Source organism: Tepidiphilus succinatimandens (assembly GCF_006503695.1).
Taxonomy (GTDB): Bacteria; Pseudomonadota; Gammaproteobacteria; order Burkholderiales; family Rhodocyclaceae; genus Tepidiphilus; species Tepidiphilus succinatimandens.
The window spans coordinates 1-13,921 of sequence record NZ_SBIK01000004.1; the positions used below are offsets into that span (position 1 = coordinate 1).

A 13,921-nucleotide genomic window follows, 5' to 3' on the forward strand; every position below is an offset into this window, starting at 1 on the left:
TCACCACATCCCCCAGAAAGCCCTGGGACATGTCCCGCCCATCGAGGCCATGAAAAGATGGTACAAAGAAAAACCGGAACTTTTCATAAAAGTGCCACGCAATCGTCCGGGACCTGACACCTAGATCTGATCGTCGACCATCAGCTGCCAATATGGGATGCCCTGATCCTGGCCGTCGCTGCAGAGAACCGCTGCCGATTGCTGTTCTCGGAAGATTTTCACGATGGCTTTACCTGGCGCGGCGTCACCGTGGTCAACCCGTTCGTCGCGTCGCGTTCGCCGCTACTCAGCCGATTGTTGCGCATCACAAAGTGACCTCTCACCGCCCTATCGGACGAGACTCCCAGCTTCTTAGGCCGCAGCCATGCCATGGTGGCTGGCACGGCGGCACGCAGGTTTGGTCGTCACAAGGAGCGCGACACAGCATTGATCCTGATCGCGTTCCGGCATGGACTCATGGTGGGCGAACTGATCCATGCGTACCTGGGCCACCGGTTTCAGCATACAGTCGCTACACCGTGCGCCTCAGGCGCTACCCAGCAACAACCATACACCCGTCGCCAGCAGCGGCAGGCCGAGTAGGCCGCGCCGTTCGCCCAGACGCTTTTTCGCGACACAACCAAGCGTCATCCCGGAAAGCTGCAGCACGAGGCTCGCTAGCACCAACCCGAGTACATAGTTCGACAGCGGCGTGCCCAGCGGCATCTCAACACCGTGGGCGTAGCCATGCAGGCCCGCCAGCACCATGACCAGCATCCCGGTCAATCCCGGCACCGCGCGCAGGACACCCACAAGTACCCCGCCCATCACCAACAGCGACCCCGCTAGCAGCAGTTCCAGACCGGGCAAAGCGCCTCCTGTAGCAGCCCACAACACGCCCAACACCATAGCAGTCAGAGCCGCCACGGACCCGATCCAACGCCGCGACAGCATAGAGGCCCAAATGCCGACACCGATCATCAACAGTAGGTGATCGGCACCGCTGAAAGGGTGCAGCAGACCCGCCAGCAAAGCCGGCGCCTCAATATGGCCAGGGTGAGCGAGCGCCACGCCCGGCAGAGACAAGAAGGCAACGAGGGAAGAAAATATGAAATGGCGTGCGTTCATGATGAAGTCTCCTGTATCAGATCAGCGCTGCAGCGCAACGTCGGCATCGGTGCCCGTGAGCAGACCCTGGGTTTCGATGAAGGCGATGATCTCGTCGAGGCCTTTACCGGTCTTGAGATTGCTGAAGATGAAAGGCCGTTCGCCGCGCATTTTCTTCGCGTCGCGCTCCATCACCTCCAGAGACGCGCCCACCATTGGTGCCAAATCGATCTTATTGATCACCAACAGATCTGACTTAGTGATGCCCGGTCCGCCCTTGCGCGGAATTTTGTCGCCGGCCGCCACGTCGATCACATAGATCGTCAGGTCAGATAGTTCCGGGCTGAAGGTAGCCGCCAGATTGTCACCACCGCTCTCCACGAACACGAGGTCCAGATCGGGGAAGGCTGTATTGAGCCGCGCCACGGCTTCAAGATTGATGGAGGCATCCTCGCGTATCGCCGTGTGCGGGCAGCCGCCAGTCTCCACGCCAAGAATTCGCTCCGGCGCCAATGCTTCATTACGCACCAAAAACTGCGCATCCTCCGCCGTGTAAATATCGTTGGTCACAACACCAAGCTGATATCGTTCACGCAAGGCACGGCACAGAGCCAGGATCAGCGCGGTCTTGCCGGATCCAACCGGGCCGCCGATGCCAACGCGCAATGGGCCAGCACGCAGGAGTTGTGTCTGCTTCATATCGTCTCCTATGAGCGAAACAGTCGGGTGTATTGAGTTTCGTGTTGGCAACTGGCAATAGCTAAGCCCGGCGCAAAATTGCTCCACTCCGCTTCGTCGAGATTCACCGCCTCAGCAGCGATCTGCTCCACCGCGGCGCCCAGATGCAGCAGCAAGCGCTGGCCTGCGCTCTGCCCTAGCGGCACGATCTTCACGGCCGCCATCACCTGATTCTCGGCCCAGGCCCAAAGATAGGCGGTCAGCGCCTGGCACGGCGGAATGCACCAGGCTGCAGCAATACAGCCCCACACTACCGGGAAGCTCAATTCGTCGATCTCGCGTAGCCCAGCGCGTTTCTTCGCCGGCACGTCCTGCAGTGCTTCCAACAGCAGGTGCAGGGAATGGCCCATCTGAAGGGTCTCATTGCGCAGTTCGCTGCTCTCACGGCTGGCGACGAAGCGCTCGTTCAACGCGGACAGAAGTCCCCAGTCGTCTGCTTCCGCTGCTGCCATCACGCGAACCAGAAGCGGCGCCTCAAAGCTGCCGACACTGGCTCGCAATACCCCGCCGATCCACTCGCCGGCCGTTGCTTCGTCGCGTACCACACCGCATTCCGCTGCCAACTCCAGGCCCTGGGAATAACTGTAGGCGCCCACAGGCAGGGCAGGGCTGGCCAGCTGCAGCAAACGCGATAGAACAAAGGCAGTCATGGGTGCGCCCCGTACTGATGAATCTTGGAGAGCGCCGACGAATGCCCATGCTGATGACCAAGAGCATAGGCGCCAGCCTCTGGCTCGAATGGGGCCTGCAATTGAGTCGGTCTCAAGCCCAGCCCTTCGAGCATAGTCTGAAGAACCGAATCGGCGGCGAGACGCAGCCAACCTGCTCCCACTTGCACTGGTATGTGGCGATTGCCGAGATGGTAAGCGGCTCGAGCCAGCAACGTCGCATCGTCGGTGCGCACCTCGATCAGCTGCTCTAGAGCAGCCACCACCTCGACAATGCGCCCGTCGTTGCCGCGCAGCCGGTCACCACCACGCAGAATGACGCCGCGCTCCAGGAACAGCCCCACCTCCTCGCCGCTCGCCAGCTTGGTTCGCAAGCGGCTTTTGCAGCGCAGCTCGAAGGGCAGGATCAAATACTCCTGGGATGGCTCGTTGCCGGTGTAGCGTTGTTCGATGACAATCATGATCAGAATAAAAAGTAACGTTGCGCCATGGGCAGGACTTGCGCTGGTTCGCACACCAACAGCTCGCCGTCCACCCGCACGGCATAGGTTTCAGGATCGACCTCCACATGCGGCAGGGCATCGTTGTGCACCATGTCGCGCTTCGAGATCTGTCTAGTGTTCTTCACTGCTACCAGCGGTTTGCTCAAACCCAATTCTTCGCCAATGCCCGCTGCCAGCGCAAACTGAGAGACAAAGGTCACGGAAGTGTTCAAGGCCCCGCCGTAGGCTCCGAACATGGGCCGGTAGTGCACCGGCTGTGGCGTAGGAATGGAGGCGTTGGCATCGCCCATGGGCGCCGCGGCAATCATGCCTCCCTTGATGATAAGCGCGGGCTTCACACCGAAGAATGCCGGCTTCCACAACACCAGGTCAGCCAACTTGCCCACTTCAACCGAGCCGACCAAATGACTGATACCATGGGCGATGGCCGGATTGATGGTGTACTTGGCCACGTAGCGTTTCACGCGGAAGTTGTCATGACGCGCCGTGTCCTGTGGCAGCGTGCCGCGCTGCACCTTCATCTTGTGCGCTGTTTGCCAGGTGCGAATTACCACCTCGCCCACGCGGCCCATGGCCTGAGAATCGCTGGAAATCATGCTGATAGCACCGAGATCATGCAGGATGTCCTCCGCCGCGATGGTTTCACGTCGTATGCGCGACTCAGCGAAGGCGATATCCTCTTCGATAGCCGGATCCAGGTGGTGGCACACCATGAGCATATCCAGATGCTCGTCGATGGTGTTTACTGTGTAGGGCCGCGTCGGGTTGGTGGAGGACGGCAGCACGTTGGCCTCGCCGCAGACCTTGATGATGTCTGGTGCGTGGCCGCCGCCAGCGCCTTCGGTATGGTAGGTGTGGATGGTGCGGCCTTTGAATGCGGCGATAGTGGTTTCGACGAACCCGGATTCGTTCAGGGTGTCGGTGTGGATCGCCACCTGAACGTCCATCTCCTCAGCCACCGCTAGGCAATTGTCGATGGCGGCAGGTGTAGTGCCCCAGTCTTCGTGCAGCTTGAGACCGATGGCCCCTGCGCGAATCTGCTCCCGTGCTGGCTCGGGCAGGCTAACGTTGCCCTTGCCAAGAAAGCCCAAGTTCATGGGGAAGGCATCGGCCGCCCGCAGCATTTGCTTTATATGCCAAGGACCCGGCGTGCAGGTGGTAGCGCAGGTGCCTGTGGCCGGGCCGGTGCCGCCACCGATCATGGTGGTCACGCCCGACATCAACGCCTCCTCGATCTGCTGTGGACAGATGAAATGGATGTGGCTGTCGATGCCGCCGGCGGTAAGGATCAAGCCCTCGCCCGCGATCACTTCAGTACCGGCGCCGATCGGAATGGTCACGCCGGGCTGGATGTCCGGATTACCAGCCTTGCCGATGCCCCAGATGCGACCGTCCTTGATCGCCACGTCGGCCTTGACGATGCCCCAGTGGTCTACGATCAGCGCGTTGGTGATAACCGTGTCCGCAACCTTGTCAGACGTAAGCTGACACTGACCCATGCCGTCGCGGATGACCTTTCCGCCGCCGAACTTGACTTCCTCGCCGTACAGGGTGAAGTCCTTTTCCACCTCGATCCAAAGCTCTGTGTCCGCCAAGCGGACGCGATCGCCAGTGGTCGGACCGAACATTTCCGCATAAGCGCGGCGCGAGAGTGTCGTCATTCGAGCGCCCCCATCACCTTACCGGCGAAGCCGTACACTTTGCGCGCACCAGCCAGCGCCACCAGTTCCACCGTGCGCGTCTGGCCCGGCTCGAAGCGCACCGCGGTGCCAGCTGGAATGTTGAGGCGAAAGCCATATGCGGCCTGTCGGTCGAAAACCAGTGCCGCGTTGGTTTCGAAAAAATGGTAGTGCGAGCCTATCTGAATCGGGCGGTCGCCAGTGTTGGCCACTTTCAGCTTCACCGTAGTGCGGCCGACGTTGATGGCAATATCGCCAGGCTGGGTATCAATTTCGCCAGGAATCATGTCATCTCCTCACACAATTGGATTGTGGACAGTGACCAGCTTCGTGCCATCAGGAAAAGTGGCTTCCACCTGCACTTCCGTAATCATTTCCGCCACGCCATCCATCACATCGGCACGGGTCAGCAAGGTCGCGCCATAGCTCATCAGTTCGGCCACTGTCCGACCCTCGCGCGCGCCTTCAATAATCGCCGCCGAGATATAGGCTACGGCTTCCGGATAGTTGAGCTTGAGGCCCTTTTCCTTGCGCCGCTCAGCCAACAGGCTGGCGACGAACAAGAGCAGCTTGTCTTTTTCCCGGGGGGTCAGTTCCATGGCGTCGTTTCCTCCCTATGTGTTCCAGATCCGCGGCACCATCGGCGCCGTTTGCGTCAAAGGCATACGCAATGCATGCCAGATTTTGGTGAAGTAGTCCCGCGCCTGTTCCGCCGAGTCGCCTAGGTAGCGGGCCACTAGCAGTCCTGGCAGCAGGGTGACGCCACTGCGTCCGCCCGCCAACCCAACCTCGCGGCATGCGACAAGCAGGTCTGCATCGAGCCTGTCGCTCGCCGCGAGCAATATGCCGACAACACCATGTCCAGCCAGCCCCGCAGCCGTATGCAGAAGCGGCGAGGCGCCTGGGATCACTGCCCGCTCCAACCAGACTAGCTTACCTTCCCGCCTCAATTCGGTATGCATGCGCAGCATGCCTCGCGTAAATGTCTCGCCCCGCGCAGTGCGGCCGAGGCACAGCACATCCCAACCCACGAACACCGCGTCGCGCGCCAGCTCAATGCGATTGCTCATCTCCGCATGTGCACCATCGAACACAATGGACTCCTGCGGCAGCCATTCCATTACCGCGCCGTGGTCTACGCGCAGAACCAGCTTCTGCCGCGCCGGATAGGCATCGCTGCGGTACCACTTGGTCGCACTCGGCATGGTGAGCAGCGCATGGGCGCCCGAACCTATCTTAATCTCCACCTCCAGCTCATCGCCGCCGGCAATGCCGCCGGGCGGGTGCAGCACGATGCCATGGCACACCGCTTTGCCCTCTGGATACAGCGGCCGCTGGATGCACAGTGGCCCCGAATGCTTGCGTCGCACCAGGATCGTCGCCTGCTCCCGACGCGCGAACTCCAGCTCCAAGCGCGCCTTCCATCCGCTACGCATGCAGTCGGCAATGGCGACAACGTTATTCATGTGTCGGCTGCTCACCCACATCATCACACCGACAGCAGCTGCCGCACGCCGTCTCGCTCCATGTCGACACCAGCGCCGCGGGCGATGATTTCCCCGCGCTCCATCACCAAATACTGGTCTGCCAGCGAGTGGGCGAAGTCGTAATACTGTTCCACTAGAAGGATCGCCATCTCTCCGGTCTCGGCCACGGTACGGATCGCTCGCTCAATGTCCTTGATGATAGAGGGTTGGATGCCTTCGGTCGGCTCGTCCAGGATCAGTAGCCTCGGGTTCCCCGCCAAAGCACGCCCGATCGCTAGTTGTTGCTGCTGTCCGCCGGACAAGTCGCCACCGCGACGGTGCAGCATGCTCTTTAGGACCGGGAACAGCTCAAAGACGAGGTCCGGCAACTTACTCCCACGCGGACGGCTGGCCAAGCCCATCTGCAAGTTCTCCGCCACCGTAAGGCGTGGGAAGATCTCGCGTCCTTGGGGCACATAGCCGATGCCGGCACGCACGCGCTCGTAGGGCGGCAGGCGCGTCAGCTCGCGGCCATCGAATTGGATATGCCCGGACTTCGCTGGCACCAGGCCCATCAGGCACTTGAGCAGAGTAGTCTTGCCCACGCCGTTACGGCCGAGCAAAACGGTGACTTTGCCAGCCTCGGCTCTGAAGCTGACATTACGCAGGATGTGGCTGCCGCCATAGTACTGGTTGAGGTTTTCGATCGAGAGCACGGTTATCTTCCCAAGTACACTTCGATGACGCGCGGGTCGTTCTGCAGCATGTCCAACGAGCCCTCCGCCAGCACACTACCTTCGTGCAGCACCGTAACCTTGCCACCCAGCTGGCGGATGAAGGCCATGTCGTGTTCCACCACCACCAGGGAATGTCTGCCTGCCAACGACAGAAAAAGCTCCGCAGTGCGTTCGGTCTCATCGTCGGTCATGCCCGCAACCGGCTCGTCGAGTAAGAGCAGCTTCGGTTCCTGCATCAGCAACATGCCGATTTCCAGCCACTGCTTCTGCCCGTGAGACAGCAGGCCAGCCAGCCGGTGCGCCTGGTCTCCGAGGCGGATTAGGTCCAATGTCTCAGCGATGCGATCCTGCTGCTCGCTGTCGATCCGGGCCCGAAGAGTACTCCTGACGCGTTTGTCCGCCTTCATTGCCAGCTCCAGATTCTCGAACACGGAAAGCCGGTCGAAGATAGTTGGCGTCTGGAACTTGCGGCCGATACCAGCGTTGGCGATCTCCGGTTCCGTCATCTGCGTCAGGTCCAGCGTCTGACCGAAGAAGACCCTACCGGAGTCGGGGCGGGTCTTGCCGGTAATGACATCCATCATGGTGGTCTTTCCGGCACCATTGGGCCCGATGATGCAGCGCAGTTCGCCAGCGTCGATAGTGAGCGACAGTTTGTTTAGCGCCTTGAAACCGTCGAAACTAACGGTAATATCCTCCAGATACAGGATGACCTTGTGCGATAAGTCGAGCTCTCCGGGGCGCAGCGTGTGGCCGAAAACTTCACCTGGACCCCCGTAACCATCACCGACCTCCGGATCCAATGTCAGTTGCGTGTCACTCATGCGCTTTCCCCTCCACGCATCCTGCGCAGCCGGTTCCAGAGACCCACTAGACCATCTGGCAGGAAGAGCGTGATCACGATGAACAGCGTACCGAGGAAAAAGAGCCAGTATTGCGGGAAGCTCATGGTAAACCAGCTCTTGGCAAGATTGACGATGCCTGCGCCGATCACTGGGCCGATAATCGTGCCGCGTCCGCCCACAGCGACCCAGACCGCCATCTCGATGGAATTGGCTGCGCTCATCTCGGATGGGTTGATGATGCCGACCTGAGGCACATAGAGTGCGCCAGCGATGGCGCACAACATCGCCGACAGCGTCCATACTGACAGCTTGTACCAGAGCGGGTTGTAACCCAGAAACATCACCCGCGACTCGGCATCGCGGATCGCCACCAACACGCGACCGAACTTTGATTTCATCAGATAGTTGACAAAAACGAGCGTGAGCATCAGCGCCAATGCCGACAGCGCAAACAGCACCACTCGTGTTTCTGGCGAAGTGATGGAGAAGCCGAGAATGCGCTTGAAGTCGGTAAAGCCGTTGTTCCCGCCGAATCCCGTCTCGTTGCGGAAGAAAAGCAGCATTGCGGCGAAAGTCAGAGCCTGGGTAATGATGGTGAAATACACGCCATTGATGCGCGAGCGGAAAGCGAAGAAGCCGAACACGAAGGCCACCAGTGTCGGCACCACCAGTACCAGCAATACCGACCACAGAAAGGAGTCGCTGCCATACCAGTACCAGGGTAGCTCCTTCCAGCCGAGGAACACCATGAAGTCAGGAAGGTCGCTTTGATAGCTGCCATCCCTTCCAATCTGCCGCATCAGGTACATACCGAAGGCGTAGCCGCCCAGTGCGAAGAAGAGGCCGTGGCCGAGGGACAGAATGCCGGCAAAGCCCCAGATCAGGTCGAGTGCTACCGCCACGATGGCGTAGCACAAGATTTTGCCGCCAAGCGTAATGAAGTAGTCCGACAAGTGAAATATGCTGTCCGCCGGGATGGCAAGATGCAGCAGCGGAATCAACACGAAGGCAACCAGCGCAGCAACGACCAGTGCGATCCAGGCACGCCGGTCCAGGGACTGCGCTATGCGGAACACGAACGGGGTGCGGGAAAACGTCGTGGTCTTCACGTCACACACCTCCATAAACCGCCCTCCCTTTGAGGGCAAACAGTCCCTGTGGACGCTTCTGGATGAACAGGATGATGAACACCAGTATGAGAATCTTAGCGATCACCGCCCCGGTCCAGCCTTCTATGAGCTTGGTCAGGATACCCATGCCGAGCGCTGCCCACACCGCACCGGCAAGCTGGCCCACGCCGCCCAGTACCACCACCATGAAGGAATCGACGATGTAGCCTTGGCCCATGTCGGGGCCAACGTTGGAAATCTGCGACAGCGCCACGCCGCCCAGACCGGCAATGCCGGAGCCGAGACCAAAGGCGAGCATGTCGATGCGTCCCGTGTGCACACCAACGCAACTTGCCATAGACCGGTTCTGGGTCACTGCGCGCACGTACAAGCCGAGGCGCGTCTTGCTCAGCAGCAGCCAGACCAGCGCCAGCACGCCTACGGCAAAGCCGATTATGATCACGCGGTTCCAGGGCAGCACCACGTTCGCCAGCACCTCGATGCTGCCGGACATCCAGTCCGGGTTTCTCACTTCCACGTTCTGCGGACCGAAGAGCACTCGTGCCGCCTGGATCAGGATCAAACTGATGCCCCACGTGGCAAGCAGGGTATCGAGCGGCCGGCCATACAGATGGCGGATCACGAGGCGCTCTAGGACCATGCCCACCAGCGCGGCAACCACGAACGCCACTGGGATCGCGGCGATCACGTAATAGTCGGCCAGATCAGGAAAATGTGTGCGAAAAATATTCTGCACCACATAGGTGGTATAGGCGCCGACCATCAGCAACTCGCCGTGGGCCATGTTGATCACGCCCATCACGCCATAGGTGATAGCCAGACCCAGCGCGGCTAGCAGAAGGATGCTGCCCAGCGATAACCCCGAGAACACGTTGCTCAGCGCCTCGCCCCAGGCAAGGTGCGACTCAATGCTCTTTATCGCTGCCAGAGCTGCCTCCCGCACGGTCGGGTCCGGCTCGGCGTAGGTGTCGCCGTTCTTTTGCAGCAGACTCAGTAGCAGCGACTTCACTTCCGCACTGTTGCTCTCGCTCAGGGTGCGCACTGCCACCAGACGCTCCTTCGGATCTGGGCTGTGCAGCTTAGCCTGGGCATGAGCCAACACCAGAAGCTTCTTAATCTGGGGATCGATTTCCAGAGTCAGCGCTTTCTTCAGCACCGGGATCAGCGACGAGTCGATATTGCTCTGCAATTCCTTTGCCGCTGCCAGACGCGCATCACGGTCCGGGTTGAACAGCTGGAACGCGGCCAACGCATTCTGCAGCTTGCCGCGCACACGGTTGTTCACCACGACGCTGTCAGCATAATCCGGTGCGTCAGGAAAGGCTGCACCGGTGGCGGCATCCAGCGCCTTGCCGTCCACTCGGTAAAAGAGTCTGTCGTTTGCCACAAACAATGCATTGTCGTTCATGGCACGCAGCACGGCTTCGGCCTGCTTGTCGCCGCTGGCCAGCAGCTCGCCGATGGCAGCGATCTTCTTGTCCGAATCGTCGGAGGCAAGATCCCTGAGCACGGCGGGGTCAAGGGCCGCGGCAGCGCTGGTCGTCACAAGCAGCAGAAGTAGGGATAGCAAATGAGAAATTATGAAATTCAAAGTACCGCTCTCCCTAATAGGTGATTGGACAAATGCTTTGTGCATCTTTGATTACTCACCTATTCGGTCACGTTTGCCAATGGCTCGCTACCTAATTCAGGCTAGTGACCGGTTGTTGTCTTGATCGGGGGGCTTCTAGCCCCTTCATTTTTCTCTCAGTTCAATTGCTATCCGGCTCGTCCTTCTTCTTCTCGTTTCCTGGGATATAGGGGCTCCAGGGCTGAGCTTTGATCAGGCCCTTGCTTTTCCAAACGACGTTGAACTGGCCGTCAGGACGGATTTCGCCGATGAACACCGGCTTGTGCAGGTGGTGGTTCTTCTCGTCCATTTTCACCACAAAACCGGATGGCGCCTTGAAAGTCTGCCCCGCCATGGCTTCGATCACCTTATCCACGTCGGTGGTCTTGGCCTTTTCCACAGCCTGCTTCCACATATTGATGCCGATATAAGTAGCTTCCATCGGGTCGTTGGTTACTACTTTGTCGGCGTTGGGCAGATTACGCTTCTTGGCCCAGTCACGGTACATATTGATAAATTTGTCGTTTTCTGGGTTCTTGAGGGACATGAAGTAGTTCCACGCTGCCAGGTGGCCAACCAGCGGCTTGGTGTCGACGCCTCGCAGTTCCTCCTCGCCAACGGAGAAGGCCATCACCGGCACGTCGGTCGCCTTCAGACCGGCGTTGCCTAGTTCCTTGTAGAAGGGCACGTTGGAGTCGCCGTTGATGGTGGAGATCACGGCGGTCTTCTTGCCCTCAGAGGCGAACTTTTTGATCTTGGCGATGATGGTCTGGTAGTCGCTATGACCGAAGGGGGTATACTCCTCCATGATGTCTGCATCCGTAACGCCCCTGCTCTTCAGGAACGCACGTAGGATCTTGTTGGTAGTACGCGGGTAGACATAGTCCGTGCCCAGCAGCACAAAGCGCTCGACGGAACCTCCGTCCTTGCTCATCAGGTACTCGACGGCGGGGATGGCCTGCTGGTTTGGCGCGGCACCGGTGTAGAACACGTTTCTCTCGAGTTCTTCGCCTTCATACTGCACTGGGTAGAACAGCAGACCGTTGAGTTCCTTGAACACCGGCAACACGGACTTGCGCGAGACAGAAGTCCAGCAGCCGAACACCACGGCCACTTTGTCTTGGGTCAGCAGCTGGCGTGCCTTCTCCGCGAACAGCGGCCAGTTGGAGGCCGGGTCCACCACCACCGGCTCAAGCATCTTGCCCATCACGCCGCCGTTGGCATTGATCTCGGCGATGGTCATCAGCGCGGTTTCCTTTAGCGCCGTTTCGGAAATGGCCATAGTGCCGGACAGGGAGTGTAGGATTCCGACTTTGATCGTGTCAGCAGCGAAGCTGGGCAGGGAGACGAATGCCTCCGGAAGAGCAACGGCAGCAGTCACCGCCTTGAGAAAATCCCTTCTTTTCATGAGAAGTTCCTCCGTGATAGGTAAATGATGAATGGATTACTCCACGAGTGACTCAGCAAGGGGCGTACCAGGAATATTGCCAACTTACCTTATTAGACAAAAAATTTCATAAAAACAAACAATTACACAAAGAACTGGAAGCTGAGGAACGGACAGCGTCGCCGCACTGCAATTAGCACCGTTGAGCACCATTTTGGTGAAGAGCGAAAGGCCGGTGCGACAATTTGGTGCAAAAGCGGAATCCTTTGTGTCAGGTCCAAGAGCCGCGCGAGGTTCTCCGCCCGCTCCAGATAGCGTGACATCCAAAACAAATGATCTGCCGTTCGGCTCAGCATGATGTGACCCTCAGCATTCGAGTACCCAGGTATCTTTGGTCCCACCGCCCTGCGAGGAATTGACCACCAGCGACCCTGCTTTCAAGGCCACACGCGTGAGCCCGCCCGGCACCATCTCGACCGCCTTGCCCGAGAGAACGAAGGGACGCAGGTCGATGTGCCGCGGCGCGATCCCTTCTTCGACGAAGGTCGGACAGGTGGACAGGGCCAAAGTCGGTTGAGCCACGTAGTTTTCCGGCTGGGTGCGCAATTTGGCGCGGAATTCTTCGATCTCGGCCGTACTCGCCATCGGCCCAATCAACATTCCTTTGCCGCCTGAGCCATGCACTTCTTTGACCACCAGCTCGGGCAAGTGGGCCAGGATGTAGCGCAAATCCTGGGGATCCCTTCCCAGCCAAGTTTGCACGTTGTGAAGAATGGGTTCTTCGCCGAGATAGAAGCGGATCATCGACGGCACGTAGGGGTAGATCGATTTGTCGTCGGTCACACCGGTGCCGATGGCATTGGCCAAGGTCACTCGCCCCGCCCGATAGGCGCGCAACAAGCCTGGCACGCCCAGCAGAGAATCCGGGCGAAACACTTCCGGATCGAGGAAATCGTCGTCCACGCGGCGATAGATGACGTCGACGCGCTTGGGCCCTTGGGTCGTGCGCATGTAGACGGTTTCGTCCTGGACGAAGAGGTCACGTCCTTCGACCAGGTCGATGCCCATCTGTTGTGCAAGGAAGGTGTGCTCGAAATAGGCGCTATTGAACGCTCCCGGCGTCAGAAGGACGCAAGTCGGATCATCCACGCCCGCCGGAGCAGCCGCGCGCAACTGGGCAAGGAGGAGGTCCGGATAATGCTGCACCGGTGCCACCCTGTGGCGCACGAAGAGCTCGGGGAAGAGCCGCATCATCATCTTACGGTCTTCGATCATGTAGGAAACGCCAGAGGGCACGCGCAGATTGTCCTCGAGCACGTAAAATAGCCCGTCGTCGGCGCGCACCAGATCGATGCCGGCGATGTGGGCATAGACTCCGCCCGGTACCGCCAAACCTTGCATCTGCGGTCGATATTGGCGATTTTCCGTGACGACATGCGACGGAATGATCCCTAAACGCAGGATCTCCTGCTCGTGATAGATGTCGTGGAGGAAGCGGTTGAGCGCGGCTACACGCTGGCGCAGACCGCGCTCGATCAGACGCCACTCGTTCGCTGGCAGGATACGGGGGATGACGTCGAAGGGGATCAGCCGCTCCTTCCCCGCCTCCTCGCCATAGACCGCGAAGGTGATACCGACACGCCGAAAAGCAACGTCGGCCTCGGCTCGCTTGCGGGACAGCCGCTCCGGATCGATGGACTGCAACCACTCGACATAGCGTCGGTAGCCGGGTCGCACGGCCCCCGCATCGTCGTACATCTCATCATAAAACGGCATGGCGATCTCGTACCGAGAAGCGACATCATCAATGTTAGCAAGATGCATGCCATGAAAGAAAAGATCGGATGTTGCGCTCTTGAATCGTTCGTGGAAATGGCTAGACTAGCCGTTGGACGTGTCGTTTTTGGTGTGCTTGTGAGGAGGTGTCGCGGGGTTCACGGACTTGACGTTCGTACTGCACAAAAGTGGTGCAGGGAAGCGAGGCTGTTCCCTTGGTTGGTGCGTTCCCTGTGGGCTGGTCCCGCAGGGAACGCACCAACGATGTCTCGCACCGCAAGGAGAAGGCTCATGAAG

General features: G+C 59.4%; 14 protein-coding genes and 3 pseudogenes. 2 read left to right on the plus strand and 15 right to left on the minus strand.

Annotated features, from left to right (window positions below):
- Both EPD82_RS12150 and EPD82_RS12340 read left to right on the plus strand, forming a co-directional pair.
- A pseudogene (locus EPD82_RS12150) lies at nt 1-124 on the plus strand (IS481 family transposase); the annotation flags it as partial.
- Nucleotides 121-315 (plus strand): annotated as a pseudogene (locus EPD82_RS12340) (PIN domain-containing protein); the annotation flags it as partial. The pseudogenes EPD82_RS12150 and EPD82_RS12340, both read left to right, overlap by 4 nt.
- Nucleotides 316-525: 210 nt before the next feature.
- Here EPD82_RS12340 and EPD82_RS03600 read toward each other — a convergent pair.
- The 15 genes and pseudogenes from EPD82_RS03600 to EPD82_RS03670 form a co-directional block, all read right to left on the minus strand.
- The gene (locus tag EPD82_RS03600; RefSeq protein WP_141055430.1) at nt 526-1,107 is read right to left on the minus strand and encodes a HupE/UreJ family protein; all 582 of its coding nucleotides are present in this window, start codon (nt 1,105-1,107) and stop codon (nt 526-528) included.
- A 21-nt stretch (nt 1,108-1,128) separates the two neighbouring features.
- Nucleotides 1,129-1,767 (minus strand): urease accessory protein UreG, encoded by a 639-nt coding sequence (ureG, locus tag EPD82_RS03605; protein ID WP_119336253.1) that lies wholly within the window; start codon nt 1,765-1,767, stop codon nt 1,129-1,131.
- A gap of 26 nt (nt 1,768-1,793) precedes the next feature.
- Complete coding sequence (locus EPD82_RS03610) at nt 1,794-2,474, minus strand: urease accessory protein UreF (RefSeq protein ID WP_119336228.1); 681 nt, start codon at nt 2,472-2,474, stop codon at nt 1,794-1,796.
- Nucleotides 2,471-2,953, minus strand: a complete 483-nt coding sequence (gene ureE, locus EPD82_RS03615) for an urease accessory protein UreE (protein ID WP_119336229.1) — start codon at nt 2,951-2,953, stop codon at nt 2,471-2,473. Before ureE ends, EPD82_RS03610 begins: the two co-directional genes overlap by 4 nt.
- 2 nt (nt 2,954-2,955) lie before the next feature.
- Complete coding sequence (gene ureC / locus EPD82_RS03620) at nt 2,956-4,656, minus strand: urease subunit alpha (RefSeq protein ID WP_119336230.1); 1,701 nt, start codon at nt 4,654-4,656, stop codon at nt 2,956-2,958.
- Nucleotides 4,653-4,961 carry an urease subunit beta gene (locus EPD82_RS03625; protein WP_119336231.1) on the minus strand — a complete coding sequence of 103 codons (309 nt, stop codon included), beginning with the start codon at nt 4,959-4,961 and terminating at the stop codon, nt 4,653-4,655. The genes ureC and EPD82_RS03625 overlap by 4 nt, the downstream gene beginning before the upstream one ends.
- 9 nt (nt 4,962-4,970) lie before the next feature.
- Nucleotides 4,971-5,273, minus strand: a complete 303-nt coding sequence (gene ureA / locus EPD82_RS03630) for an urease subunit gamma (RefSeq protein ID WP_119336232.1) — start codon at nt 5,271-5,273, stop codon at nt 4,971-4,973.
- A 15-nt stretch (nt 5,274-5,288) separates the two neighbouring features.
- The gene (locus EPD82_RS03635) at nt 5,289-6,140 is read right to left on the minus strand and encodes an urease accessory protein UreD (protein ID WP_206202166.1); all 852 of its coding nucleotides are present in this window, start codon (nt 6,138-6,140) and stop codon (nt 5,289-5,291) included.
- Nucleotides 6,141-6,163: 23 nt separating this feature from the next.
- A complete protein-coding gene (urtE, locus tag EPD82_RS03640; protein WP_119336233.1) occupies nt 6,164-6,856 on the minus strand; it encodes an urea ABC transporter ATP-binding subunit UrtE in 693 nt (230 codons plus the stop codon).
- A gap of 2 nt (nt 6,857-6,858) precedes the next feature.
- Nucleotides 6,859-7,701, minus strand: a complete 843-nt coding sequence (urtD, locus tag EPD82_RS03645; protein WP_119336234.1) for an urea ABC transporter ATP-binding protein UrtD — start codon at nt 7,699-7,701, stop codon at nt 6,859-6,861.
- A complete protein-coding gene (urtC, locus tag EPD82_RS03650) occupies nt 7,698-8,831 on the minus strand; it encodes an urea ABC transporter permease subunit UrtC (protein ID WP_240803300.1) in 1,134 nt (377 codons plus the stop codon). Before urtC ends, urtD begins: the two co-directional genes overlap by 4 nt.
- 1 nt (nt 8,832) lies before the next feature.
- Complete coding sequence (gene urtB / locus EPD82_RS03655; RefSeq protein WP_141055437.1) at nt 8,833-10,488, minus strand: urea ABC transporter permease subunit UrtB; 1,656 nt, start codon at nt 10,486-10,488, stop codon at nt 8,833-8,835.
- 115 nt (nt 10,489-10,603) lie between these two features.
- Nucleotides 10,604-11,869, minus strand: coding sequence for an urea ABC transporter substrate-binding protein (urtA, locus tag EPD82_RS03660; RefSeq protein WP_141055440.1), 1,266 nt, complete (start codon nt 11,867-11,869; stop codon nt 10,604-10,606).
- Between the two features lie 224 nt (nt 11,870-12,093).
- Nucleotides 12,094-12,204 (minus strand): annotated as a pseudogene (locus EPD82_RS12345) (alpha-E domain-containing protein); the annotation flags it as partial.
- 10 nt (nt 12,205-12,214) lie between these two features.
- The gene (locus tag EPD82_RS03670) at nt 12,215-13,624 is read right to left on the minus strand and encodes a circularly permuted type 2 ATP-grasp protein (RefSeq protein WP_141055443.1); all 1,410 of its coding nucleotides are present in this window, start codon (nt 13,622-13,624) and stop codon (nt 12,215-12,217) included.
- Between the last annotated feature and the right edge of the window lie 297 nt (nt 13,625-13,921).

What these genes read in the sequence shown, in the direction of transcription:
- EPD82_RS03625 (WP_119336231.1), bottom strand. Translation starts at nt 4,961, where the DNA reads ATGATTCCTGGCGAAATTGATACCCAGCCTGGCGATATTGCCATCAAC.
- ureA (WP_119336232.1), bottom strand. Translation starts at nt 5,273, where the DNA reads ATGGAACTGACCCCCCGGGAAAAAGACAAGCTGCTCTTGTTCGTCGCC.
- urtD (WP_119336234.1), bottom strand. Translation starts at nt 7,701, where the DNA reads ATGAGTGACACGCAACTGACATTGGATCCGGAGGTCGGTGATGGTTAC.
- EPD82_RS03635 (WP_206202166.1), bottom strand. Translation starts at nt 6,140, where the DNA reads ATGAATAACGTTGTCGCCATTGCCGACTGCATGCGTAGCGGATGGAAG.
- EPD82_RS03600 (WP_141055430.1), bottom strand. Translation starts at nt 1,107, where the DNA reads ATGAACGCACGCCATTTCATATTTTCTTCCCTCGTTGCCTTCTTGTCT.
- urtB (WP_141055437.1), bottom strand. Translation starts at nt 10,488, where the DNA reads ATGCACAAAGCATTTGTCCAATCACCTATTAGGGAGAGCGGTACTTTG.
- urtA (WP_141055440.1), bottom strand. Translation starts at nt 11,869, where the DNA reads ATGAAAAGAAGGGATTTTCTCAAGGCGGTGACTGCTGCCGTTGCTCTT.
- ureC (WP_119336230.1), bottom strand. Translation starts at nt 4,656, where the DNA reads ATGACGACACTCTCGCGCCGCGCTTATGCGGAAATGTTCGGTCCGACC.
- EPD82_RS03610 (WP_119336228.1), bottom strand. Translation starts at nt 2,474, where the DNA reads ATGACTGCCTTTGTTCTATCGCGTTTGCTGCAGCTGGCCAGCCCTGCC.
- EPD82_RS03670 (WP_141055443.1), bottom strand. Translation starts at nt 13,624, where the DNA reads ATGCCGTTTTATGATGAGATGTACGACGATGCGGGGGCCGTGCGACCC.
- ureE (WP_119336229.1), bottom strand. Translation starts at nt 2,953, where the DNA reads ATGATTGTCATCGAACAACGCTACACCGGCAACGAGCCATCCCAGGAG.